General features: G+C 71.3%; 21 protein-coding genes. 7 read left to right on the top strand and 14 right to left on the bottom strand.

The genetic code is table 11. The annotated features are described in order from the left end of the window. Positions 1-5 precede the first annotated feature (5 nt). The gene (gene pflA, locus AB0J88_RS20970; protein ID WP_364353569.1) at positions 6-755 is read left to right on the top strand and encodes a pyruvate formate-lyase-activating protein; all 750 of its coding nucleotides are present in this window, start codon (positions 6-8) and stop codon (positions 753-755) included. 9 nt (positions 756-764) lie between these two features. Here pflA and AB0J88_RS20965 read toward each other — a convergent pair whose 3' ends face one another. Together AB0J88_RS20965 and AB0J88_RS20960 are read right to left on the bottom strand one after the other, a co-directional pair. Further along, positions 765-929 carry a hypothetical protein gene (locus tag AB0J88_RS20965; RefSeq protein ID WP_364353566.1) on the bottom strand — a complete coding sequence of 55 codons (165 nt, stop codon included), beginning with the start codon at positions 927-929 and terminating at the stop codon, positions 765-767. A gap of 77 nt (positions 930-1,006) precedes the next feature. Then, a complete protein-coding gene (locus AB0J88_RS20960) occupies positions 1,007-1,492 on the bottom strand; it encodes a nitroreductase family deazaflavin-dependent oxidoreductase (protein WP_364353563.1) in 486 nt (161 codons plus the stop codon). A gap of 209 nt (positions 1,493-1,701) precedes the next feature. On the opposite strand from AB0J88_RS20960, the gene AB0J88_RS20955 reads away from it, so the two are divergent. Next, entirely contained in the window at positions 1,702-2,289 is a 588-nt protein-coding gene (locus tag AB0J88_RS20955; protein WP_364353560.1) for a hypothetical protein, read from the top strand. 142 nt (positions 2,290-2,431) lie between these two features. Beyond that, complete coding sequence (locus AB0J88_RS20950; RefSeq protein WP_364353557.1) at positions 2,432-2,866, top strand: hypothetical protein; 435 nt, start codon at positions 2,432-2,434, stop codon at positions 2,864-2,866. 16 nt (positions 2,867-2,882) lie between these two features. Here the strand turns inward: AB0J88_RS20950 and AB0J88_RS20945 are convergent, their stop codons facing one another. After that, complete coding sequence (locus tag AB0J88_RS20945; protein ID WP_364353554.1) at positions 2,883-3,308, bottom strand: DUF1003 domain-containing protein; 426 nt, start codon at positions 3,306-3,308, stop codon at positions 2,883-2,885. Positions 3,309-3,859: 551 nt separating this feature from the next. Between AB0J88_RS20945 and AB0J88_RS20940 the strand changes: the two genes are divergently transcribed. Together AB0J88_RS20940 and cydB are read left to right on the top strand one after the other, a co-directional pair. Continuing rightward, on the top strand, positions 3,860-5,266 hold the full coding sequence (locus AB0J88_RS20940; RefSeq protein WP_364353551.1) for a cytochrome ubiquinol oxidase subunit I: 1,407 nt from the start codon (positions 3,860-3,862) through the stop codon (positions 5,264-5,266). Between the two features lie 11 nt (positions 5,267-5,277). Continuing rightward, complete coding sequence (cydB, locus tag AB0J88_RS20935; protein WP_364353548.1) at positions 5,278-6,282, top strand: cytochrome d ubiquinol oxidase subunit II; 1,005 nt, start codon at positions 5,278-5,280, stop codon at positions 6,280-6,282. Positions 6,283-6,296: 14 nt separating this feature from the next. Here the strand turns inward: cydB and AB0J88_RS20930 are convergent, their stop codons facing one another. From AB0J88_RS20930 to AB0J88_RS20885, 10 genes are read right to left on the bottom strand one after another with little or no spacing between them, the layout of a single operon-like run. Next, on the bottom strand, positions 6,297-7,280 hold the full coding sequence (locus tag AB0J88_RS20930) for an aldo/keto reductase (RefSeq protein WP_364353545.1): 984 nt from the start codon (positions 7,278-7,280) through the stop codon (positions 6,297-6,299). Positions 7,281-7,320: 40 nt separating this feature from the next. After that, on the bottom strand, positions 7,321-7,671 hold the full coding sequence (locus tag AB0J88_RS20925) for a helix-turn-helix domain-containing protein (protein WP_364353542.1): 351 nt from the start codon (positions 7,669-7,671) through the stop codon (positions 7,321-7,323). Positions 7,672-7,704: 33 nt separating this feature from the next. Continuing rightward, positions 7,705-9,321, bottom strand: a complete 1,617-nt coding sequence (locus AB0J88_RS20920) for a helix-turn-helix domain-containing protein (protein WP_364353540.1) — start codon at positions 9,319-9,321, stop codon at positions 7,705-7,707. A 10-nt stretch (positions 9,322-9,331) separates the two neighbouring features. After that, positions 9,332-10,450 carry an o-succinylbenzoate synthase gene (gene menC / locus AB0J88_RS20915; RefSeq protein WP_364353537.1) on the bottom strand — a complete coding sequence of 373 codons (1,119 nt, stop codon included), beginning with the start codon at positions 10,448-10,450 and terminating at the stop codon, positions 9,332-9,334. Further along, positions 10,447-11,268 carry a GNAT family N-acetyltransferase gene (locus AB0J88_RS20910; RefSeq protein WP_364353534.1) on the bottom strand — a complete coding sequence of 274 codons (822 nt, stop codon included), beginning with the start codon at positions 11,266-11,268 and terminating at the stop codon, positions 10,447-10,449. The genes menC and AB0J88_RS20910 overlap by 4 nt, the downstream gene beginning before the upstream one ends. Then, entirely contained in the window at positions 11,258-14,587 is a 3,330-nt protein-coding gene (locus AB0J88_RS20905; protein WP_364353531.1) for a serine hydrolase, read from the bottom strand. The genes AB0J88_RS20910 and AB0J88_RS20905 overlap by 11 nt, the downstream gene beginning before the upstream one ends. Further along, entirely contained in the window at positions 14,584-15,561 is a 978-nt protein-coding gene (locus AB0J88_RS20900; RefSeq protein WP_364353528.1) for an ABC transporter ATP-binding protein, read from the bottom strand. The genes AB0J88_RS20905 and AB0J88_RS20900 overlap by 4 nt, the downstream gene beginning before the upstream one ends. Continuing rightward, on the bottom strand, positions 15,558-17,384 hold the full coding sequence (locus AB0J88_RS20895) for a dipeptide/oligopeptide/nickel ABC transporter permease/ATP-binding protein (protein WP_364353525.1): 1,827 nt from the start codon (positions 17,382-17,384) through the stop codon (positions 15,558-15,560). The genes AB0J88_RS20900 and AB0J88_RS20895 overlap by 4 nt, the downstream gene beginning before the upstream one ends. A 3-nt stretch (positions 17,385-17,387) precedes the next feature. After that, positions 17,388-18,341, bottom strand: a complete 954-nt coding sequence (locus tag AB0J88_RS20890) for an ABC transporter permease (RefSeq protein ID WP_364353522.1) — start codon at positions 18,339-18,341, stop codon at positions 17,388-17,390. After that, a complete protein-coding gene (locus AB0J88_RS20885) occupies positions 18,338-19,939 on the bottom strand; it encodes an ABC transporter substrate-binding protein (RefSeq protein WP_364353519.1) in 1,602 nt (533 codons plus the stop codon). The genes AB0J88_RS20890 and AB0J88_RS20885 overlap by 4 nt, the downstream gene beginning before the upstream one ends. A gap of 314 nt (positions 19,940-20,253) precedes the next feature. Here AB0J88_RS20885 and AB0J88_RS20880 point away from each other — a divergent pair, with 314 nt between their 5' ends. Continuing rightward, positions 20,254-20,724 carry a hypothetical protein gene (locus tag AB0J88_RS20880; protein ID WP_364353516.1) on the top strand — a complete coding sequence of 157 codons (471 nt, stop codon included), beginning with the start codon at positions 20,254-20,256 and terminating at the stop codon, positions 20,722-20,724. Between the two features lie 141 nt (positions 20,725-20,865). Here AB0J88_RS20880 and AB0J88_RS20875 read toward each other — a convergent pair whose 3' ends face one another. Then, positions 20,866-21,381 (bottom strand): CGNR zinc finger domain-containing protein, encoded by a 516-nt coding sequence (locus tag AB0J88_RS20875; RefSeq protein ID WP_364353513.1) that lies wholly within the window; start codon positions 21,379-21,381, stop codon positions 20,866-20,868. A 36-nt stretch (positions 21,382-21,417) separates the two neighbouring features. On the opposite strand from AB0J88_RS20875, the gene AB0J88_RS20870 reads away from it, so the two are divergent. After that, positions 21,418-22,134, top strand: coding sequence for a hypothetical protein (locus AB0J88_RS20870; RefSeq protein WP_364353510.1), 717 nt, complete (start codon positions 21,418-21,420; stop codon positions 22,132-22,134). Positions 22,135-22,140: the final 6 nt, after the last annotated feature.

The following is a 22,140-nucleotide window of genomic DNA, read 5'->3' as shown; positions in this document are numbered from 1 at the left end:
CCGCCGTGCGTGTCGACCCGCGCCCGGTCACCGGCTCCGTCCATTCCTTCGACCTCTCCACCGGAGTGGACGGTCCGGGCAGCCGGTTCGTCGCCTTCCTGGCCGGCTGCCCGCTGCGGTGCCGGTACTGCCACAGCCCCGACACCTGGTACCGGCGCAGCGGCCTGCTCATGTCCGTCGACGAGCTGATGCTCGAGATCGAGCGCTACCGCCGGTTCATCCACGTCGCAGGCGGAGGGGTGACCATCAGTGGTGGCGAGCCGCTCCAGCAGGCCGCTTTCACCCGCGCGGTCCTGACCCGATGCCACGACCTCAAGCTGCACACCGCGCTGGACACCAGCGGCTTCCTCGGTGACCGGGCGGACGACGCGCTCCTGGACGTCACCGATCTGGTCCTGCTGGACCTGAAGAGCTGGGACCCGCACACGTACCGGCGGGTCACGGTGACCGGCGACGTGCGGCCGACGCTGCGGTTCGCCGAACGGCTCGCCGCGCGGGGCACCGCGATGTGGATCCGCTTCGTGCTGGTTCCGGGCCTCACCGACAGCCCTCGCGACATCGAAGCCATGGCCGACTTCATCGCCACCCTTCCCACCGTCGAACGCGTCGAGGTCCTCCCGTTCCACCGGCTCGGCGCGCACAAGTACGCACAGCTCGGGTTGACGTTCCCGCTGGCGGACACGCGCGTACCCACCTCGGCGGAGGTGGGGTACGCGCGACACCTGTTCGAGCTGCGCGGCCTTGCCACCTGCTGACGGCGCCGGTCAGCCGGGACCGTCACGACGCGTCCCGCGCCGACGGCGGTCGACGAGCACGGCGACGCCCCACCCCGACAGGGGCAGCACGGCCGCACCGACGACGATCGCGACAAGGGCGGCCGTACCGGCCAGCCGAGTTCCCCAGCTCTGACGCTCTGATGTGGACAACATCTCGTCACCTCCCGACGTCAGAGTGCGCCGTCCGACGCCGGCGCGGGAGCGGCGAACGACCTGTTGTGGCCAGGTCCTCAGGCCTGTCGCGATCCGCCCGGGCACGCGAGGACGCGGAACACGGGAAAGTCTCCGGCGATCGCCTCGAACTGGGCGAGTGGCGCTTTCCGGTCGATCGGAAAGTGAGGCCGAGCGCCGGGCGCCACCTCCAGGTAACGGCGCAGGATGGGAGCGCGTTGGCCGCGGTCGACCTCGACGAGCCGCGCCGGCTGTGGTCCACGACGGCGCAGCACGACGCGACCGCCGGCCGCACGGACGTTGCGCACCCAGTTCGCGCGGTCACCGAGCATCGAAACCAGGTACGCCGCGCCGTCCAGCTCGGTCATGACGACCGGCACGGGAACCACCCGACCGCTGCGGCGTCCCGGCACCTCGAGCGTCACCCAGGTGCGCGGTGCGAGCACGCCGAGCGCGAACTGCAGCGCCGCCGTCCGGTTCATCGCGCGGGCGAGCCAGTTCGGTCGCCCACCGTCGTACATCCACCGCTTGATCCGGTGCGGCATCGAGGACACTCTCACACAGCCAGGCAACTCGGCCGCGCCGGCCGTCGGTAGGGCCTTTGGTCACCGCCGGCTGGGCCCGCCTCGGGACCTTCCGTCCAGCGGACGTGAGGACCTTGGTCCCGCCCAGATCAGGTGTACCGGCCCGGGCGCCGGCACCGCGACGACGGCGAAGGTATGGATGTCAACAACGAGTCCACCCGGAGGCGACAATGACCACCAACACCGCCAGGACCTCGGCGACCAAGCTCGAGCACGCCGCGTCCCCCGGCCCCATGTTCACCAACACCGCCGCCCGCGCCCTGGCCGTCCTGCGGATCGCCACCGGCTTCGTGTTCCTGTGGGCGTTCCTCGACAAGACCTTCGGCCTCGGCTTCTCGACCCCGTCCGAGCGGTCCTGGATCAACGGCGGGTCCCCGACCAAGGGCTTCCTGTCCCACGTCGAGGTCGGGCCGTTCCAGTCCGTCGCGCACTCGATGGCCGGCACCTGGTGGGCCGACACCCTCTTCATGGCCGGCATGGCAGCGGTGGGCGTCGCCCTGATCGCCGGCATCGGCCTGCGGGTGTCGGCCGCGGCCGGCGGCCTGATCATGGCCATGATGTGGTTGGCCGAGTTCCCTCTCGACCGGTTCACCGCGGCCGGCGAGCCGTCCGGCTCCACCAACCCGATCACCGACTACCACCTGGTCTACGCGGTCGTGCTGGTCGTCCTGGCCGCCGGCTACGCCGGCCACACCTGGGGACTCGGCCGGATCTGGGCACGACTGCCCCTCGTGCAGAAGAACCGCTGGATGATCTGAACCAGCACGCCTCACGTGCCGGACCGCACCCACGCGGTCCGGCACTTCGCGTCTGGCTGACAGACGAAGGTCCCCTGGGGTCGAGCCACCTGACCCATGACGGCGCACATCCGTTGCGGGACCGTTGACATCGGAGGGGACGATGAACGTCACCAACCGCAATCGGACAGGTCCGCCGCGCTGGGTCAACCGCGTGGTGCTCGGCGTGCTCAGGTCGCCGGCACATGCCCTGCTCGACGCCCGGATCTGTGAGCTGACCTACCGTCTTCCCCGTTCGGGCCGGGTGGTGGCTCTTCCGGTGCGGTACGTCGCGGACGGCGACCGCGTGCTGGTCGCCGTCGGCAATGCCGATGCCAAGCGCTGGTGGCGGGCGTTCCGCCGCCCACGGCCGGTGTCGGTCAGGTTGCGCGGCCGAGTCCGCGACGGCACCGGTTGCCTTCTCGTCCCCTCCACCAGCGACCACACCCGCGCGCTCATGCTCTACCGGGTGTCGACTGGCGCCGTGCTGCCGCTGGACACCCCGCTGGTGGTCATCGACGGGCTCCCCCAATGGGCCGACGGTGATCGTCATGGCTGACCGCGCGACTATCTGTCTATGTTGGCTCCGTCCGGCTCTCCCTCCCCTGCGACGGCACCGCCGTGCCGCACGTCGCACGGTGAATCTCGGCGGTCAGTCGGTAGAGGGCATCAACGGTTTCCTGTGAATGCTTGTCGGCTTCGTAGTCGTGCAGCGCGAGCTCCGAAGAGATCTGGTCGGCACGTCGCCCGGCGATCAGGAGGATCGCTCCCTGCAGGGCCGCCAGGCACGACAGAACAAGATTGAGCAGGATGAAGGGGTACGGGTCGAAGCCGTGCCGTCCGTTGCCCACCATCCAGCCGGCAAGGAACAGCAGCGCACCGAAGACGAAGCCCCACGAGCCCATGACGCTACGGAGCCGGTCCGCGGCCCGCTCGCCTCGGGTGAGCTCTCCGCCGGTGCGGACGCCCGGGTGCCGGTGCCACAGTGACCGTCGCGTCATGGGTCTCGTCCTCGTTCCGAACTCGTAGTGGGTCCCGCCGGGACATCGCCGTTCCGGCTCGGGTCGTTCGGCCCTGACGACGTGCTCGGCCGCGGTCCTAGCCTCGGGTTGGGCAACGACCTTCGTCACGCTCGGGAGCCACCATGAATGTTGTCAGGAGACTGCGGTGTCTGGTCGGTCTGCATTCCGGCCCTTTGGGTCTCGCCGGAAGCCGGTGCGAGCGGGTGCGGGTCTGCGTTGCCTGCGGTAAGAGGGACGAGGTCGTTTGCCACCGGTGGGCTTCGTTCGTCTACGTCACCGCCCACGACTGCGCGCAGGTTCGTCGCTGTGAACGATGCGGCACGACGGAGTCCCGCACGGAGCACGACTGGGGACCCTGGCTCTACGCGAGCACGGAGTTCAGCGCGCCGCAGGTTCGCAGATGCCGACGATGCCGTGCGGCGGACAAGACGGCCTATACCTTGCGCTGACGAAACTCGGGACCTTGGTCCCACCTGGCCGGGGCCAGCGGCACTGAAGCGCGACAGGCCCGGCACGACAGGCTGTGCGCCGTGGACGCTCTCGACCTCGCACGGTGGCAGTTCGGCCTGACCACCGTCTATCACTTTCTGTTCGTGCCCATCACCATCGGGCTGTCGGCCCTCGTCGCGGCGCTGCAGACCAGGTGGGTCCGCACGGGCGACGAGGCCTACCGTCGTGCGACGAAGTTCTGGGGCAAGCTCTTTCTCATCAACTTCGCGATGGGGGTCGTGACCGGCATCGTGCAGGAGTTCCAGTTCGGCATGAACTGGAGCGACTACTCGCGGTACGTCGGAGACGTGTTCGGAGCACCGTTGGCGATGGAGGGACTCCTGGCGTTCTTCCTCGAGTCGACCTTCCTCGGGCTGTGGATCTTCGGGTGGGAGCGACTGCCGAAACGCCTCCACCTCGCGTGCATCTGGATGGTGGCGGTCGGCACGCTGCTCTCGGCGTACTTCATCCTCGCCGCCAACTCGTGGATGCAGCATCCGGTCGGCTACCGGATCAACCCGGCGAGCAACCGCGCCGAGCTCACCGACATCGGCGCCGTGCTGACCCAGACCACCACGGTGGTCACCTTCGCGCACACCGTCACCGCGGCGTTCCTCACCGCCGCGGCGTTCATGCTTAGCGTCTCCGCCTGGCACCTGGCCAGAGGGCGACACACCGAGGTGCTCCGGCCCAGCTTCCGCCTCGGCCTGTGGGTCGTCCTCGTCGCGGGGACGCTCGTCGCCGTCACCGGGGACGTGCAGGCACGGGTGATGACCGAGCAGCAACCGATGAAGATGGCCGCCGCGGAAGCGCTGTACGAGACCTCGTCACCGGCCTCGTTCTCGCTGTTCACCATCGGGAGTCTCGACGGTACGAGTGAGGTCTGGAGCCTGCGCCTGCCGGGCGTCCTGTCCTTCATGGCCACCGGATCGACGTCCGGCACGGTCGAAGGCGTCAACGATCTGCAAGCCACATACCAGCAGACGTACGGACCCGGCGACTACCGCCCCTACATCCCGCTCGCGTACTGGTCTTTCCGGCTGATGATCGGGTTGGGTATGGCGCCCGTACTCCTGGCGTTGCTGGGCCTGTGGTTGACCCGGCGCGGCCGGGTGCCAGACGCCCGTCGGGCGCGCTGGTTCTGGCGCGCCGCCCTGCTGGCGGTGGCGTTCCCGTTGCTCGCGAACACGTTCGGTTGGATCTTCACCGAGCTCGGCCGACAACCGTGGGTCGTCTTCGGCCTCCTGCGCACCGCCGACGCGGTGTCGCCGGCCGTCGGCGCCGGCCACGTGGTCACGTCGATGGTCGTGCTCGGCACGCTCTACACGGTGCTCGCGGTCGTCGAGGTCGGACTGCTGCTGCGCTTCGCCAAAGCCGGGCCGCCACCCGTGCCAACCGCCGGTCCCACATCCGACGAGGACGAAGACGTCCTGCACTTCGCCTACTGAGGAGTCGACCGATGGTCCTGCACGACGTCTGGTTTCTGCTCATCGCCGTCCTATGGGCCGGCTACTTCCTGCTCGAGGGCTTCGACTTCGGGGTCGGCATCCTGCTGCCCGTGTTGGGCCGCGGCGAGCTCCGCCGCCGCGTGATGATCAACATCATCGGCCCCGTCTGGGACGGCAACGAGGTGTGGCTCCTCGTAGCCGGCGGCGCCACGTTCGCCGCCTTCCCGGAGTGGTACGCGAGCCTGTTCTCGGGCTTCTACCTGCCGCTGCTGCTCGTGCTGGTCGCGTTGATCGTTCGCGGTGTGGCCTTCGAGTTCCGAGGCAAGCGCGACGACGCACGGTGGCGACGCGGCTGGGACATCGCGATCGTCACCGGGAGCCTCGTCCCAGCCGTCCTGTGGGGTGTCGCCTTCGGCAACATCGTCCGCGGCGTGCCACTCGACGCCGAGCACCACTACACCGGCTCCTTCCTCGACCTGCTCAACCCCTACGCCCTGCTCGGCGGCCTGACCACCCTGACACTCTTCGTCACTCACGGCGCGGTGTTCGTGGCGCTCAAGACCGACGGACCGATCCGCTACGACGCGAGGCGCGCGGCCGGCGCCGCCGGCCTTGTCGCCGGTGCCAGCGCCGTGTCGTTCCTCGTCTGGACCCAGTTCCTCCGCGGCGACGCGGCCAGTGCCACGGTCGCAGGCGTCTCCGCACTCGCGCTCGTCGCCGCCCTGGCAGCGAACCGCCTGGGCCGGGAAGGCTGGGCATTCATCGGGACCGCCGTCGCGGTGGTGGCGGGGACGGCGGCGCTGTTCGTCGCGCTCTACCCGGACGTCCTGCCCTCCACCCCGAATCCCGCCAACAGCCTGACAGTGTCCAACGCGTCGTCCACCCCGTACACGCTGCGGGTGATGACCTGGGTGGCGTTGGCGTTCACCCCGCTGGTCCTGCTGTACCAGGGCTGGACCTACTGGGTCTTCCGGCGGCGGATCGCGGTCACACACATCCCTTCGGACGAGGCCTGAGGTTGGATCGTCGTTCATGGACGGCTGTTCGGCGGCTTGGCGCTGGCATGGTCGAGCAGGGCGAGGTCGTCGGCGGTGAGCCGCAGCGTCAGGAACGGAAGCAGGTCGGCGAGTTGGGTCGGGTTGCGGGCTCCCGCGATCGGGGTCGCGACGGTGGGCTGCGCGGCCAGCCAGGCCAAGGCGACCGCGGCCAGGGTGGTGCGATGGGTGGCGGCTACCTCGTCCAGGGCCGCCAGCACGTTCAGGCCGGTGCTGTTCAGGTGCGCCCGGGCCTGAGCGGCGCGGGGACTGTCCACCTGGTTCCCGTCGGGACGGTATTTCCCGGTGAGGAAACCGCGGGCCAGGGCGACATATGGCAGGCACACCAGTCCGGTGCGGGCCACCGTGGGCGCCAGGCCGCGCTCGTAACCGTCCCGCTGCACCAGGTTGTATTCCGCCTGCAGCGCCACGTACGCGGCTAAACCTTCCCGGGCCGAGGTTTCCAGCGATTCCGCGAGGCGGTCGGCGGGGAAGTTGGACGCCGCGACGTGCCGAACGGTCCCGGCGCGTACGAGAGCGTCGAAGGCGGCAAGGGTCTCCTCGAGCGGGGTGTGCGGGTCGTCGACATGGGCGTAGTACAGATCGATGTGATCAACCTGCAGCCGGCGCAGGGATCCCTCGACCGCCTTGCGGATCGTCTGCGCCTTCAGGTTGTCGAGACCAGGCAGCGCGCCGACCTTGGTCGAGATCACCATCCGGTCTCGGCAACCGCGTGCCTTCATCCAGCGGCCGATGATGGTCTCGGACTCGCCCCCGCTGTTGCCGGCCACGTGGAAGGTGTATCTGTCGGCGGTGTCGATGAAGTTGCCGCCTGCCGCGGCGTACGCGTCCAACACGGCGAAGGACGTGTCCTCGTCGGCTGTCCAGCCGAACGGATTGCCGCCCAAGCACAGGGGCGACACGTTCAGGCCAATACTGCCGAGCGCTGTCGCGGATGTGTCAACGGCTTCGTTTCGCATGACGGCAACGCTAGGCGGGCGCAGGGCACCGACCGGTTCCCTACCCGTCGTCGCCGCCACCGACAGCGAGCTCGGCCGCGTGCTCCTCGGCCCACCGGGCGAGCACGGACACCGGGCCCAGCAGGCTCTCGCCAAGGCCGGTCAGCCGGTATTCCACGCCGGCTGGCGCCGTGGGCAGCGCACGGCGCTCCACCAGGTTGTTGCGCTCCAGCTTGCGCAGCGTCTGTGTCAGCATCTTGTTGCTGATCCCGCCGATCCGGTCACGGAGGACGCTGTAGCGCTGCGGCCCGCGTCCCAATCCGAACACCACGACAACCGACCACATATCGGCGATGAGAGTCAGCGTCGTGCGGGCGGGACAGTCGGCGAGGAACACGTCGTGCCTAGCCATACATCTCCGATCAAAGGTGAGACCGAGCGACCGTCAGTCGGCGCGCCGAGGTGAAAGGCGCAACTCCAGCATCGCGGCGAATCGAGCGTCCGGGTCCCGCAGGTCGATGGGGCCGATCTCCGCCACCCGGCGCAACCGGTATCGGAACGTGTTCGGGTGGACGTACATCGCCGCGGCGGCGGCGACCGCGTCTCCGAACGCGTCCAGCCACGCTCGTAGCGTGTCGACCAGGTTGGTGTTGTGCCGGGCGTCGTAGACGAGCAGGTTCGCGACCGCCCCGCTGGGCTGATCGCCGCGGGCCGACACCACGTCGGCGAGGTCCAGCAACAACGCTTCGACGTGTACGTCGGCCAGCCGGGCGACCCGGCGCCCGGTGCGGTTGCCGGCGCGCAGGACCCGCAACGCCCGGTCCGCCTCGGCCCGTGCGGCGGCCAACCCCGTCACGTCCTGGGCGACCCCACCGATGCCGGCCACGGCCGGGATGCGCTCGCCGACCCGGTCGAGAAAATCGGTGGCGATGCGAACGGCTCCGTCGGCGCTTCCCCGGCTGATCGGGACGAGACCGTAAACGACGTCGCTGACCAGGGCCGCCGCGGACCTCGGGTGCACCGCGCCCAGGTGCATGGCGAGGGCGTCGGCCAGCCGTTGCCGTTCGGTGGCGAGCCCCGCGTCGGTGCCGGCCGAGCCCTCGGTGCCGAGCAGGGCGAGCCCGAGCACGGCCACCGGGCGGTCGGAGAGACCGAGCCGGGTCAGTGCGTCGCGGGCAGCCGGCCCGCCCTCCAGCGCGGTGCTGAGCAGGTCGGTGCGCAGTCGCCGCTCGACGTCGGCGCCGGCCCGGATGCGCAGCATGTGCAATGCGACGACGCGGGCTGCGTCCCGGAAGGCCTGCATGCGGTCCAGGTTGAGCGGCTGCCGGACGGCTGCCCAGATCGAGCCGAGGACCTCGTCGCCGGCGCGAACCGCGACCGCCACCCGCGGCACCAGGAAGTCGTCACCGCTGGGTTCGACGAAGACGGGCTGGTCGCTGCGATACAGGTCGCCGAAGACGCCGCGGTCGGTGAGCTGGCGCGCGTACCGTGCGGGCACCTGCCGGCCGAGGATGGTCTCGATGCGGGACGGGTCGGCCTCGTCCTGCCGGCCCGAGTAGGCGAGGACCCGCGAGCTGCGGTCCTCGATGGTGACCGGCGCGTCGAGCAGCGCCGCGATCGCGTTGGCGAGCGCGAACAGGTCACCCGCCGGGACTCCGCCCAGGGTCTGCGGCTCGGCGTCGCCCACGTCGCCTTCGGCGAGCAGGGACTGCAGGAGCGCGGCGAGCTGCGCCCACGAGGCGCCTCGGGTCAGCCCGAGCAGCGCCACCCCGGACTCCGCCACGGCGGCGGCCACCTCGTCGCTGGTCGGCACCGGCGATCGGACGACGAGCCCGGCAGCCTCCTGCTGGCCCAGCGTCCGGAGCAACCGGGCGGTCGCCTCGGCGTCGCCGATGCCCACGCCGAGGACGAGCGCGTGCGCGGGCAGGACCGGCTCGTCGTGCGGGTCGTGGATGACCACACCGCCGATGGCGGCCGGCTGCTCGGGGTCGCCATGGACCAGCTCGAGCAGGGTGGCGCCCAGGTCGTCGAGGACGCGCCCGAGGCTGGCGTTCGGTCGCACAGCACTGAGCCTAGAAGGCTTGCTGGACCGGTATCCAGGTCGTTTCGGTGGTGATCTCGGCGAACACGTCGGGTAAGGGCTCGACGCCCAGCCCGGGTCCGGTCGGCACGGCGAGGTGGCCGTTCGCCAGGACGAACGGCGCCGTGAGGTCGGTGCGGTAGAAACGGTCCGAGGCGGACGTGTCGCCGGGCAGGGTGAAGCCGGGCAGGGCGGCAAGCGCCACGTTCGCGGCTCGGCCGATGCCGGTCTCCAGCATTCCGCCGCACCAGACCGGCACGCCGTGTGCCGCGCAGACGTCGTGGATCCGGCGTGCCTCGAGGTAGCCGCCGACGCGCCCGGCCTTGATGTTGACGATCTCGCAGGCACCGAGGGCGATCGCCGCGGCGGCGGTGCGGGCCGACGTGATCGACTCGTCGAGGCAGATCGGCGTCCGGATCAGCTTGGCGAGGGCGGCGTGGCCGAGCAGGTCCTCCTCGTCCAGCGGTTGCTCGATCAGCAGCAGGTCGAACGGGTCGAGCCGGCTCAGGTGCCGCGCGTCCGCCAGCTCGTACGCCGTGTTCGCGTCGACCTGCAGGAGCAACCCGTCGCCGAACCGCTCGCGCACGGCCCGGACCGGCTCCACGTCCCAGCCGGGCTCGATCTTCAGCTTGATCCGCACGTACCCGGCGGCCACGTAGCCGGCGACCGCGTCGAGCAGCTCGCCGATCGAGCTCATGATGCCGACGGAGACCCCGCACGGCACGCGGTCGCGGACCGCGCCCAGCTCGCGGGCGAGCGGCCGGCCGGCGGCGCGCAGCTCGGCGTCGAGGATCGCCAGCTCCAGCGCGGCCTTGGCCATCCGGTGTCCTTTGAAGTGAGCCAGGGCCGGCCCGACCGCGTTCGCGTCGAGATGCTCCACCGCGCCGAGCGCCGGCACGAGAAACCGGGTGAGCACGTCGGTGGCCGCGCCGATGTACTCCGAGGAGTACAGCGGATCGGCCATGGCCACGCACTCTCCCCAGCCTTCGCCCTCGGCGGTGACCGCGCGCAGCAGCAGCACGTCGCGGGACGTGCTGGTCCCGAACGAGGTCCGGAACGGCGCCACCAGCGGCATCCGGACGTGCCGCAACTCGACACCGGTGAGTTTCATGAGTCTCCGTTCCTGGTGAGCACGTACCAGCCGGCCCGCTGGAAGCCGACCACCCGCCACCCGCCGGCCATCAGCGTCCCGAGCGTCTCGCGGACCGCGATCCGCCAGGCGTGCGCGACGCCGGGGTCAGTCCCGCGGAGCGCCTCGATGTCGGGGGGCACGGCCACCAGGACCGTGGGCCCCCCGAGATCGCCCGTGGCGGGCCGGCCGTCGGCCGCCCGGTCGAGCACGACGACCGCCGCGTCGCCGGGCTCGTTGGTCGCCGGCCGGCCCGCGCACGCCGCGTCCACGGCGGGCGCGGTCAGGTCCCAGCTGACCAGCACCCGGTCGCTGTCGTCGGCGCCGTTACGCCCGTCGTTCATCCCGCCGTAGAAGTTGGTCAGGTACTCCTCCGGCGTCGCGGCCAGCTTCCCGAGGTTGAAGTACGCGTTGCGGCGCACGAGCGGGTCGTACGTCCACGAGATGGTCTTCAGGCCGTTGCGCATGGCCCAGTCGCGCTGGTGGGTCTTGAGCGCGAACCCCACTCCAGGAAGGACGGTCCCGGTGATGTGGCTGTGCATGGTGGCCCGCGCCGGCGGCCCGAAGAACGCGACGCACGCGCCGACCAGCTCGCTCCCGGCGTAGGCGCCGACGACGTAGTTGTCCGCCTTGCTGAGCGCTCGGATCAGTGCGGCGGTGACCGGCTGGTTGTGCGGGTCGGGACGCCAGATGCGGTCGAACAACGCGTACATCTCGCGGATCTCGCCGGCGTCGGCGATCTCGCGGACCGTCACCCCGGCCGCGGCGGCCGCCGCGAGCGCGGCCGCGTCACTGTCCATCAAGGACCTTCGGCGTGGCGCGCGCCCCGAAATGCAGGTAACGCTCGCCGGTCGGCAGCGCGTAGAACGTCACCGGCGCCCAGTTCTGCGCGGACGGGTCCTTGACCAGGAACAGGTTCTCCTCGTACGCGACCATGGGGTATTCCTGAACCGGCTCGTCGATCAGCTTGGCCAGCGGCCCGGTGATGGTCGTGCGCATGACCGGCCCGCCGTCGCGTTCCAGCACCTCGATGCGTACGCTGGCCCGCTCGTAGGTGCCCAGGTGCTCCTGGAAGTCGACCTGCACCGGCTCGGCGGGCGGCGCGATCGGGTGCGGCATCGCGATGCCGGCCACCTCGGCGAAGATCTCCCGGAACAGCTCGTCGTAGAAGTCGCGGGTGTTGCCGCCGTTGGTGAGCAGGGTGATCGCGAGGCCCTGTTCCGGCAGCAGCTTCAGGAACGCCGACTGGCCGATCGTGTTGCCGTCGTGCCCGACGAGCCGGTGCCCGTCCCAGCCGAACCGGATCCAGCCGAGGCCCCACGAGTCGCCGAGGGAGTGCACGTCGGGCAGGTCGGCGTGCTTGGCGGCCATCGCCGCGACGCTCTCCTCGCTGAGCACCCGGCTGCCGTCCGGGGCGAGGCCGCCGCGCAGGTGCATGCGGGCGAACGCGAGCACCTCGGCCGCCGTGGAGTTGATCAGGCCGGCCGGGCCGGCCGAGCGCTGCAGCCCCCACACGGGCGCCACCTTCAGGTCGTCGAGGTCTTCGCCGACGTGGCCGATCGCGGTCCGGTGGGAGAGCGCCTCCTCCGGCAGGGTGCCGGTGCGGCGCAACCCGAGCGGGCCGAACAGCCGGGTGCGGACGGCGGCGTCCCAGGTGCCGCCGGTCAGCTTCTCGATCACCCGCCCGGCCACGGAGAGGCCGGCGTTGCAGTACGACCAGGTGGCGCCGAGCGGGTGGTTCTGGCTTTGGCCGGCGAGGACCCCCACGTACTTCTCGAGGCAGTCGTCACCGCGGCCGGTGTCGGTGAACACGTCGCCGTCGATGCCGCTGGTGTGGGTGAGCAGGTGCCGCATGGTGACCTGCTTGGTCACGTCCGGGTCGGCGAGCCGGAACTCCGGCAGCACGTCGACGATCGGGGCGTCGAGCTCGAGCAGGCCCTCGTCGACGAGTTGCATGACGACGGTGGCGGTCCACACCTTGGAGATCGAGCCGATCTGGAACACCGTGTCGGTCGTGGTGGCCACGCCGGTGTCCTTGTTGACGACGCCGTGCGCCGCCTCGACGAGCTCGTCGTCGCCACCGGCGCGCAGGCGCAGGATGCCGAGCGTCGCGCCGGGAACCCGGTGCCGCTGCGCGAGGGCGGTCAGCCGGCGCTGCCAGTGCGCGGCGTCGAGGGTCGGGCGGCCGTCGCGGGCGTACTGCTCGACCCAGTCCACGATCCGGCGGTTGTAGTCGATCCGGTGCGACGGCTTGCCGGACAGGATGAACAGGTGCGAGGCGCCCGGGTAGAGCACCAGCCGGGTCGGGACGTCCCGCTCGCGCAGCGCGGTGTGCCACTGCTGCGCCTGACCGACCGGGCACCGCACGTCGTCGGCGCCGTGCAGGATCAGCGTCGGCGTGCGGACGTCGGCGACCCGCGTGATCGGCGACATCGCGGGCAACGAGCCGCCGTCGAGCTCGAACGCGGCGATGAGGTGACCGGCGTCGGAGGTCCCGGAGCTGCTGGCCAGGTCGCTGACCACGCCGCCGGCCACCGCGGCGGCGAACCGGTCGTCGATTCCGGTCAGGTAGCAGGTCATGTAGCCGCCGTAGCTGTATCCGGTGACGGCGAGCCGGGCGGGGTCGGCGAGCCCTTCGGCGACCAGCGCGTCGATCGGTTCGAGGAGGTCCTTGGCGTCGGCGACGCCCCAGCCGCCGAGCGCGGCGGTGTAGAACGCTTCGCCGTAGCCGTCGCTGCCGCGCGGGTTGAGCAGCAGCACGGTCCAGCCGCGGGCGGCGAGCTCCTGGTGGTAGAGGTGGACGTCGTCGGCCGCGGCGCTCCACGCGTTGTGCGGGCCGCCGTGGACGTCCAGCAGCAGCGGGCCGGGGCCGGTGGTCTCCGGGTCGCGGACCAGCCAGCCGTGCACCACGGTGCCGTCCGAGATGGTGAACGCACGGTCCTCGCGGCGGTACAGGTCGACGTCGGCGCCGTGCGCGGTACGCACGGACTCGCTGCCCGCGCCGAGGTCGACGGTGACGAGCTCGCCGAGCGAGGTCGGGGTGAGCAGCAGCGCGACGGCCGTGTCGCCGGCGACCGACAGGCCGGCGACGGTGCGCCCGGCGCCGGCCAGCACCGGCTGCGGCTCGCCGCCCTCGACCGGCACGGTGTAGAGGTGCGTGTCGCCGCCGTCGCGGACGCAGAACAGCACCGACCGTCCATTGTCGACCAACGTCGGCAGCGCGCCCGGGTAGCCCGGTCCGCCCGGCATCACGTTGCGGTCCAGCGGAGCCGACAGGCTGGTGACCGGGCCGCCGTCGAGCGGCACGCGCAACAGGTGCGCGTGCCCGGTCACCCGCCCTGGGTAGCCGGCCACCAGCAGCGCGGCGCCGTCGACGGTCCAGGTGACCGGGCCGGCGTGGCCGTCGGCGAGGCCGACGAGGCGCGGCGCCGCGGCCGCGTCGGTGGCGGAGCGGACGTAGACCGGGCAGTGCATGGTGCGGTCGGCGTCCGGCGCGGTGGCCGCGGCGTACGCGAGCCGCGTCCCGTCCGGTGACCATGCCGGGTCTCCCGCGTGCCAGTCACCGTCGGTCATCTGGCGGACCGCCTTGGTGGCCGGGTCCAGCACGTGGACGTGGTTGCGCACGGTGCGCAGGTAGCCGGCGCCGTCGGCCAGGTAGTCCAGCCGGTCGGTGACGATCGGTGCCGCACCGCGCCTGGCCCGCGCCGCGTCGTCCTCGCCGGCGGAGGCGTGCAGGTCGACCGGCGCGGCGAACGCGATGGCTGTGCCGTCCGGGCTCCACACCGGCCGGCCGGCGCCCAACGGCAGCGTGGTGAGCTGCTCGGGTTCCCCACCGCCGGCCGGCAGCAGCCACACTTGCGCCGCGCCGTCCGTGGCCCGCAGGAACGCGATCCGCGTGCCGTCCGGCGAGAACGCCGGCGCCGAGTCGGCGCCACCGCGGGTGAGCTGCTCCGGCTCGCCGTCGCTGGTGCCGACCCGCCAGAGGTTGCGCAGGGTGCGGTCGGCGTCGGGATCCACCGTGCGCAGCACGTACACGGCGTGGCTTCCGTCCGGTGCGAGCGCCGGCTGTTCCGGCACCGTGAGAGTGAGCAGATCGTCAATGCGCTGGCGTCGGGTCACGGCGTACTCCTCGTGTTGTGCTGTTCGGACGCGTGGGCGGCGTAGTGGCAGGCGGCCTGATGACGGCGACGGCTGCCGTCTGGTTCGGTGTCGCGGCAGTCGTCCCGTCCGGGAAGGACGAGCGGGCCGACCGGGCAGCGGGGGTGGAAGCGGCAGCCGGGCGGCGGGTGGTGCGGGTCCGCCGGCTCGGCGGTGTCCAGGGCGGCCTCCGCGCCGGTCAGCACCGTCGGGATGCCGCCGGGTCGCGGCGCCGACGCCACGAGCTGCCGGGTGTACGGATGCTGCGGGTCGCCGAGTACGTCGTCGACGGGTCCACACTCGACGATCCGGCCGAGGTACATGACGGCGAGCAGGTCACTGACATAGCGGACCACCGCGAGGTTGTGCGAGATGAACAGCATCGACAGGCTCAGCCGGCGCTGGAGCTCCCGCACGAGGTTCAGCACGGTGCCCTGGATGGAGACGTCCAGCGCCGAGGTGATCTCGTCGGCGATGATCACGTCGGGGCGGGCAGCCAGCGCCCGGGCCAACGCGACGCGCTGCCGCTGCCCGCCGGACAGCTGCGCCGGGTACTGGGCGGCCCGCTCGGGTGCCAACTCGACCAGGTCGAGAAGCCGGGCCACCTCGGCCGTCGTGTTCTCGCCGCGTGGGGCCGCCTCGGCGATCGAGGCGCCGACCGTCATCCGCGGGTCGAGTGAGGAGTACGGGTCCTGGAACACCATCTGGACCCCGTGCCGGCCGGGCGTGCGCGGCAGCGGGCGCCCGTCGAGCAGCACCTCGCCGCCCGCGAGGGGAGCCAGCCCGACCGCGGCCCGGGCCAGCGTCGACTTGCCGGAGCCGGACTCGCCGACCAGGCCGACCACGGTGCCCGCGGGGACGGTGAGGTCGACGCGGTCCACGGCGGTGACACCGCGCCTGCGGCCCCCGAACCGCACCGAGACGTCGCGGAAGCTCAGCTCGTTCAACGCACTCACGCCCCCGCCACGGTCAGGTTGGCGGCGTGCCAGCAGGCCACGCCGCCGGCCAGGGGCGGGTCTTCCGTGCGGCAGAGGTCGTCGGCGAAGCCGCAGCGCGGCGCGAACGCGCAGCCTGCCGGCATGTCCCCGGGATCGGCCGGCCGGCCCGGGATGACGGTCAGCGGCAGGTCCCGGTCGGTACGCAGGTGCGGCACCGCGGCCAGCAGCGCACGGGTGTACGGATGCCGCGCCTTCGTGGCCAGCTCGGTGGTGCCGATGTCCTCCACGACGCGTCCGGCGTACATGACCAGCACGCGCTGGCAGACCTGCCCGACGACGGTGATGTCGTGGCTGATCAGCATCAGCGCGGCGCCGGTGGTGGCCCGGACGTCCGCCAGCAGCGCCAGCACCTGCCGCTGCACGGTCACGTCGAGCGCGGTGGTCGGCTCGTCCGCGATGATCAGCGCCGGCGTGCCCATCAGGCCCATGGCGATCATCGCCCGCTGCCGCATGCCGCCGGAGAACTCGTGCGGGAACTGGCGTGCCCGCCGCTGCGGCGCCGGCAGCCGGACGGCCCGCAGCCGGTCCACCGCCCGATCGAGCGCCCGCCGCCGGGACAGGCCCTGGTGCTGCTCGGCCACCTCGGCGAGCTGCCGGCCGATGCGCTGGGTCGGGTTGAACGAGGTCATCGGGTCCTGGAAGACCATCGCCAGGGACGTTCCGAGCACCCGGTTCTGCGCCCGGGTCGGGCCGTGCCGCAGGTCCTCCCCCGCGAACTCCAGCCGGTCGGCGCTCACCTCCCCCGGCGGCTCGATGAGCTGCGCGATCGCGAGGGCGGTGAGGCTCTTGCCGGAACCGGACTCCCCCACCACGCCGACGGCCTCGCCGCGCCGCACGGTCAGACTCACCCCGCGCACGGGAGTCACACCGGGAAAGCCGACGCGAAGCCCCTCCACGGCGAGCACCGCGTCCTCTTCGGACGGGGTTGGCGCGGCTGTCCGCGGTGGGCGGCGGCGGACAGCGACGAACAGCGGCGTGGTCTGGCCGATCCCACGGGCGACGGCCTCGCCGGTGAGGTTGAACGCCAGCCCGGCCAGCACGACCGCGACGCCCGGCAGGAGAGCCGCGAGTGGATGCACGTAGAGGCTGTTGAGCCCTTCCCCGAGCAGCCGGCCCCAGTCGTACGAGGGCGACTGCACGCCGAGTCCGAGGAAGGACAGGCCGGCGAAGGCGAGCAGCGAACCGCCGGCCGCCACGGTCGCGTTGACGACCAGCGGCTCGCCGATGTTCGGCAGGACGTGCCGGACGAGGACCCGGAACCGGCCCACGCCGGCGATCCGCGCGGCCGCGATGTAGTCGCGCTCGGCGACCGACGCGACCAGGTTGCCGGTCAGCCGGGCGAAGGCGGGCGCGATGGCGAAACCGATAGCGAGCACGGCGCCCATCGCGCCGACGCCGAAGACCACCGCGAAGCTGAGCGCGAGCAGCAGCCCGGGGAACGCGACCGCGATGTTGACGCCGGCGGTCACGAGCCTGCCGACGCGTGCGCCGACCAGCAGCGGCGCGGCCCCGAGCAGCAACCCGGTGAGCACGCCCAGCGCGGTGGACAGCAGCGCCAACAGCACGGAGAGCCGGGTGGCCACCAGCACCCGGAAGACGATGTCGCGGCCGAGCGCGTCGGTGCCGGCCCAGTGCGCTGACGACGGGCCCTCCAGGATGTGCGCGGTGTCCACGGCCTCGGCCCGGTCACCCCACAGCACCGGCGCGAGCACCGCCGTCACCACCACGAGGGCGAGGAGGGCCGCCGCGGTCACGCCGAGCGGAGTACGCAGCCTGGGCACGGTTCAGCTCTCCCGGATCGTCGAGCGCGGGTCGAGCAGGGCCAGGCCCACGTCGACCACCAGGTTGACCAGCAGGACGCCCAGGCCGTAGACCAGCACGATGGCCTGCACCACCGGGTAGTCCTTGGCCAGGATCGACGAGACGATCGTGCTGCCCAGGCCCGGCCACGCGAACACGTTCTCGACGAGGGCGGTCGCCGCGACCAGCGCGCCCAGCAGCAGCCCGGCCAGGGTGAGCGTGGCGGTCAGCGCGTTGGGCAGTGCGTGCCGCAGGTAGAGCCGCCGGTCCGGGAGCCGCTTGGCGCGGGCCGTCCGGATGAAGTCGGCCTCCAGCACGGCCAGCGTCTCCACCCGCATGATCCGGGCGAGCACCGCGGCCGGTCCGATGGCCAGAGCGAGGACCGGCAGCACGTACGAGTCCGGGCCGGCCCGGCCGGCGATCGGCGCGAGCCCGAGGCGCACGCCGAACACGTAGACGAGGGCGGCCCCGAGCAGGAACTCCGGCACCACGCCGAAAAAGACGCTGGTCGAGGTGAAGCCCAGCTCCAACCGCCGGCGCCGGCCGGAGCGCGTCAGCACCGCCATGGACAGGCCCAGCGGCACCGAGAGGAGGACGGCGACGAGGAACGCGTACACGGCGAGCTCCAGGGTCGCCGGGTAGCGGTCGGCGATGACCTGCGAGACGGGCAGGCCCGAGATGGTCGAGGTGCCGAACCGGCCGGCGAACAGGTCACCGAGGTAGTGCGCGTACTGCACCCAGAGCGGGTCGTTCAGGCCGAGTTGCTCCCGGCGCGCGTTCACCAGCTCGACCGGTGCGGTGACGCCGAGCGCCGCCCGCACCGGGTCGCCGGGAATCAGGTGGATCATCAGGAACGCCGCCGTGAGCAGCACCCAGATCGAGAGCAGCAGACGGAGCAGGCGGCGCGCGGCGAAGCGTACCCACGCGTTCTCTGTCATCCGGCGAGCATGCGGATCGACTGTGGGACCAGCGCGCCGTCACCGAACTCGAACTGCGCGCCCTGGCCGAACGTCGGCACCGTCGAGTTGACGAACGGCACCAGGTCGACCTTGGCGAAGATGGCCTTTTCCGCCGCCGCCCACTTCTCGCAGCCGTCGGTGCCGGCGATCGCCGACGCCTCCGTGACCGCCACGGTGTAGTCGGCGTTGTCGATGCTGGAGAAGTTGACGCCCTGGGGCGCGGACGGCCCCGACAGATAGGGCACCAGGCCGCTGGGCAGCGGCAGGCCGAGCGGCAGGAAGGCCGCGTCCCAGGCGAGCTGACCGCCGACGATGGCGGTGCCGACCTCGGCGTCGGTCACGGGTTTCACGGTGACCTCCGCACCGACCTCCGTCCAGGCCTTCTGCGCCAGCTCGACGCCGGCCTGCATGCCCGAGCCCAGGCTGGAGGGCAGGGCGATCACGATCGTGAGCTTCTTGCCGCCCTTCGCTCGCACCCCGCCTGCGCCGGCCGTCCAGCCGGCCGCGTCCAGCGCGGCCTTCGCCGCGTCCACGTCGCGCCCGGGCAGGTTGCCCTCGACCGTGTTCTGCTTGCACGGGCCGATCCCCGGCGCGACCAGACCGGTCGCCGGTTTGCCGTTGCCGCTGCTGACGACCTTTCCGAGCTCGTCGAGATCCAGCGCTTGCACGAGCGCCCGGCGTACCTGTTCGTCGGACCCGGGCAGCCCGTTCTTGTGGTTGAACCAGAGCTCGCCCAGCGGCGCCTCCACCTGGCGCTCGAACAGCTTGGCGGCCTGCAGCCGCTGCCGGTCCGGCCCGATGATCTGCGCCGCGTTCGCCTGCTTGGACATCAGCAGGTTGGCCGCGGTCGACTCGTTCGTGACCACCTTGAGCGTCACGGTGTCCGGCAGGCCGGGCTGGTTCGCCTTGAACTCACCCGGACCCCACGCGTACTCCTTGCGCCGGGTGAAGGTGTAGTGGTCGTTCGCGACCACCTCGGTCAGCGTGAACATCCCGGTGCCGTCGCCGCCCTGCTTGAGGAGGCCGCGGTCCTTCATCCCCTTGTCACAGACGATCGGCAACCCGCCGACGGTACGGACGAGGAACGAGGCGGGCGCCGGGGACGTCACCGTGACCGTCCCGGTCGCGTCGTCACCCTTCGCGGTGGCGCCCGGCGGCACCCACACCCCGATGCGGGTCGACGCGTTCTTCGGATTGCCGACAAAGTTGATGTTGTCAGCCACCACGGTCGCGGTGAGCGGGCTGCCGTTGGCGCAGGTGACGCCCTTGCGGAGCACGTAGGTCGCGGACGTCGTGGTGCCCTGCCATGTCTCCGCGAGGCCCGCCACCTCCTTGCCGTCCGGGTCGCTGTTGAGCAGCGAGTCGTACATGAACCGGTCGACCAGCGCCGCAGCCGACAGGGACGTGAAGTGGGGGTCGAGCGAGCCGGGATCGGCGCCGAGCGCCATGGTGAACGTCTTGCCGTCGGCGAACTGCTGCTCGCCGGGCGACCCACCGTCGCCGGCATTGCCCTCGCCGCAGGCGCCGAGGGCCAGGACGAGGCAGCCCAGCGCGGCAGTGGTCCGGACAGATCTCATGGATGCCTCCGCTCGCACAGCCAGTGATGGACGTCACCACGTACCGACATGCGGCCACCCTAGGTCGACCCCTATACGGCCGTGTTCGTACGCGCGGACAACTCCGACCTTGAGAATCCGTACGGCCGGACAACTACCCTTCGCGCAGCGCGGGCGGCAAGGCGGTCCCAGGCGGCCAACCCGTTCATGCGATGCCGGCTTCACCGCCGCGCAATGTCGGGTCAAACGTCCTACTGTCGCGCTGCGATCTCGTTGCCGGAAAGCCCACGAGGGCGCGCAGGCACGTTGTGCCTCGCGCCAGTAAGGACGATGACATGAAGCGAATCCCGCGCATCTCGTTGCGAGTGGCGCTGGCCACCGCAGGGGCGATGGCCCTCATGGCCGCGGTCGCCCCGGCGCCCGCGCAAGCGGCTCCGCCGCCGGGCTACACCGTCTCGACGTGGAGATACGGCGACGACCTGGTCATGTACATCTCCAACGAGGCCGGGATCGAAATCGGTTGGGCGGAATTCCAGGCGGACCCCAATGGATTCGAGATCCCGGGTGACGCCATCAGGGCGAGCGACCGGTACGCCGACGGGCTCGGCGTCGAGGCGTGGCTGGACATCAACCCGGGGAGCACCTTCCAGACCGACCGCATCGCTTCGACGCGGGGAATCAACTCTCCGTACACCACGCCTTACAAGACGGGCAACATCGCCGAGGGCACGCGGATCGGGCTGCGACTCTGCCTGGTGCAAGGCTCTCTCACGTACTGCTCGGGGACCCAGTACAGCGTCGCGTGACCCCACCCGGAACCAGGTCGCGGTAGTCGTAGCCCTCATCGTCGTGGAGCTGTCTGGCCCCTTCGCGCGCCGTCAGCGGGGAGCCCTTCGTCGCGGCCCTTGAGCAGGTGTGCGCCGTCGACAGGATGCCGAAGCGAAGGTCTAGACGGTTCGGGTGCGCGTGCGGTAGGCCGCTACGGTGGTGCGACTGGCGCACGTGTTCCCGCAGAAGCGGCGGGTCCGGTTTCGCGACTGGTCCACGAAGAAGTGCGTGCACCCTTCGGCGGCGCAGCGACCCAGCGTGAGGCCCGGGTCGCCGGAAGCGACGTGGGCCAGAGCGGCCGCGACCGTCTGCCCGATCCAACGCCGTGGCGCGAGCCCGTTCCGCGCGAAGTGGATGTGAGGGTGTCCAGCCCCGTCGTGATCGGAAAGGTGCAGGTCCGGCGGGTAGCGCTCGAGCAGTGCGTTGACCGCCCCGAGCGGTGTGCCATCCACGATGCGCTGCAGGGCCTCGCTCATGTGCGGGAGCAGCGGTTTGAGGTCGGCTGCTGTCGGCCGCCGGACGACGTGTTGCTCCAGCAGTTCCTGGGAGTCGACGCTCAGCTCGTCGGCATGGCCGGCGTTTACCAGCTCTACGGCTAAGCGCGTCACGTTCCCGAGGTAGTCGACATAGTTCACTTGACCACCTACATTCCGGTCCATACTGTAGGTGCCATGCTAGCAGATGACACCTACATCTCGCAGGTCGCGGCCCGCCATCTGCATCGTGCGGGCGAGTGGGACACCGCACTGGCGCTGCTCGAGGAGCGGCCAGGCGAGGAGGTCGCCAAACTGCGCGCGCAAATCTTGGTCGACCGGCACTTCTGGCGCCTCGATGACCCTGCCCCCGCCCAGGCCGCCGTCGACAAGGTCGACCCGGCGTCGGCGCACGCGATGTTCCTCAAGGCTCAGCTGGCGTACGTGCGAGTCATCTTCGCCCTGGCACCCAGGCCCGACGATGAGCAGGGGGCAGAGGCCGGTTTCCGCGCCGCCGCGCACGAGGAGTCGCTGCGCGGCTGGGCGATGTTCTGGCTCGGTGTGGTGGCTGATCACCTTCACGCCGATCCTGGCGCCGCCAAGGCACACTACGACGAATCGCTGGATCTGTGCCGTCAACAGGGTGACCTACTGTTGGAGTCCTATGTGGTGCGTCACCTCGGCGCCCATGCCATCGAGCATGACCGCTCGCCTGGTGAGGGCGAGATGCTGCTGCGCCGTTCGCTGTACCTGCGCTCGGTGTTGGGCGCCCGTCCGCAGGTGGCCGCCGCCCAGGCCGCGCTGGCGGGCGAGCTGCCGGAGGGGACAGAACGGGAGATGCTCGGCGGGATCGCTACGACGACCGCAGAGGAGCTGGGTCTGACCTGGCTGAAGGGCGCACTCGCCGACCTGTGACGGCGG

Origin of the sequence: Asanoa sp. NPDC049475, from assembly GCF_040676915.1 — a bacterium.
Lineage (GTDB): Bacteria > Actinomycetota > Actinomycetes > Mycobacteriales > Micromonosporaceae > Asanoa.
This window is presented reverse-complemented; position numbering and strand designations above follow the sequence as displayed.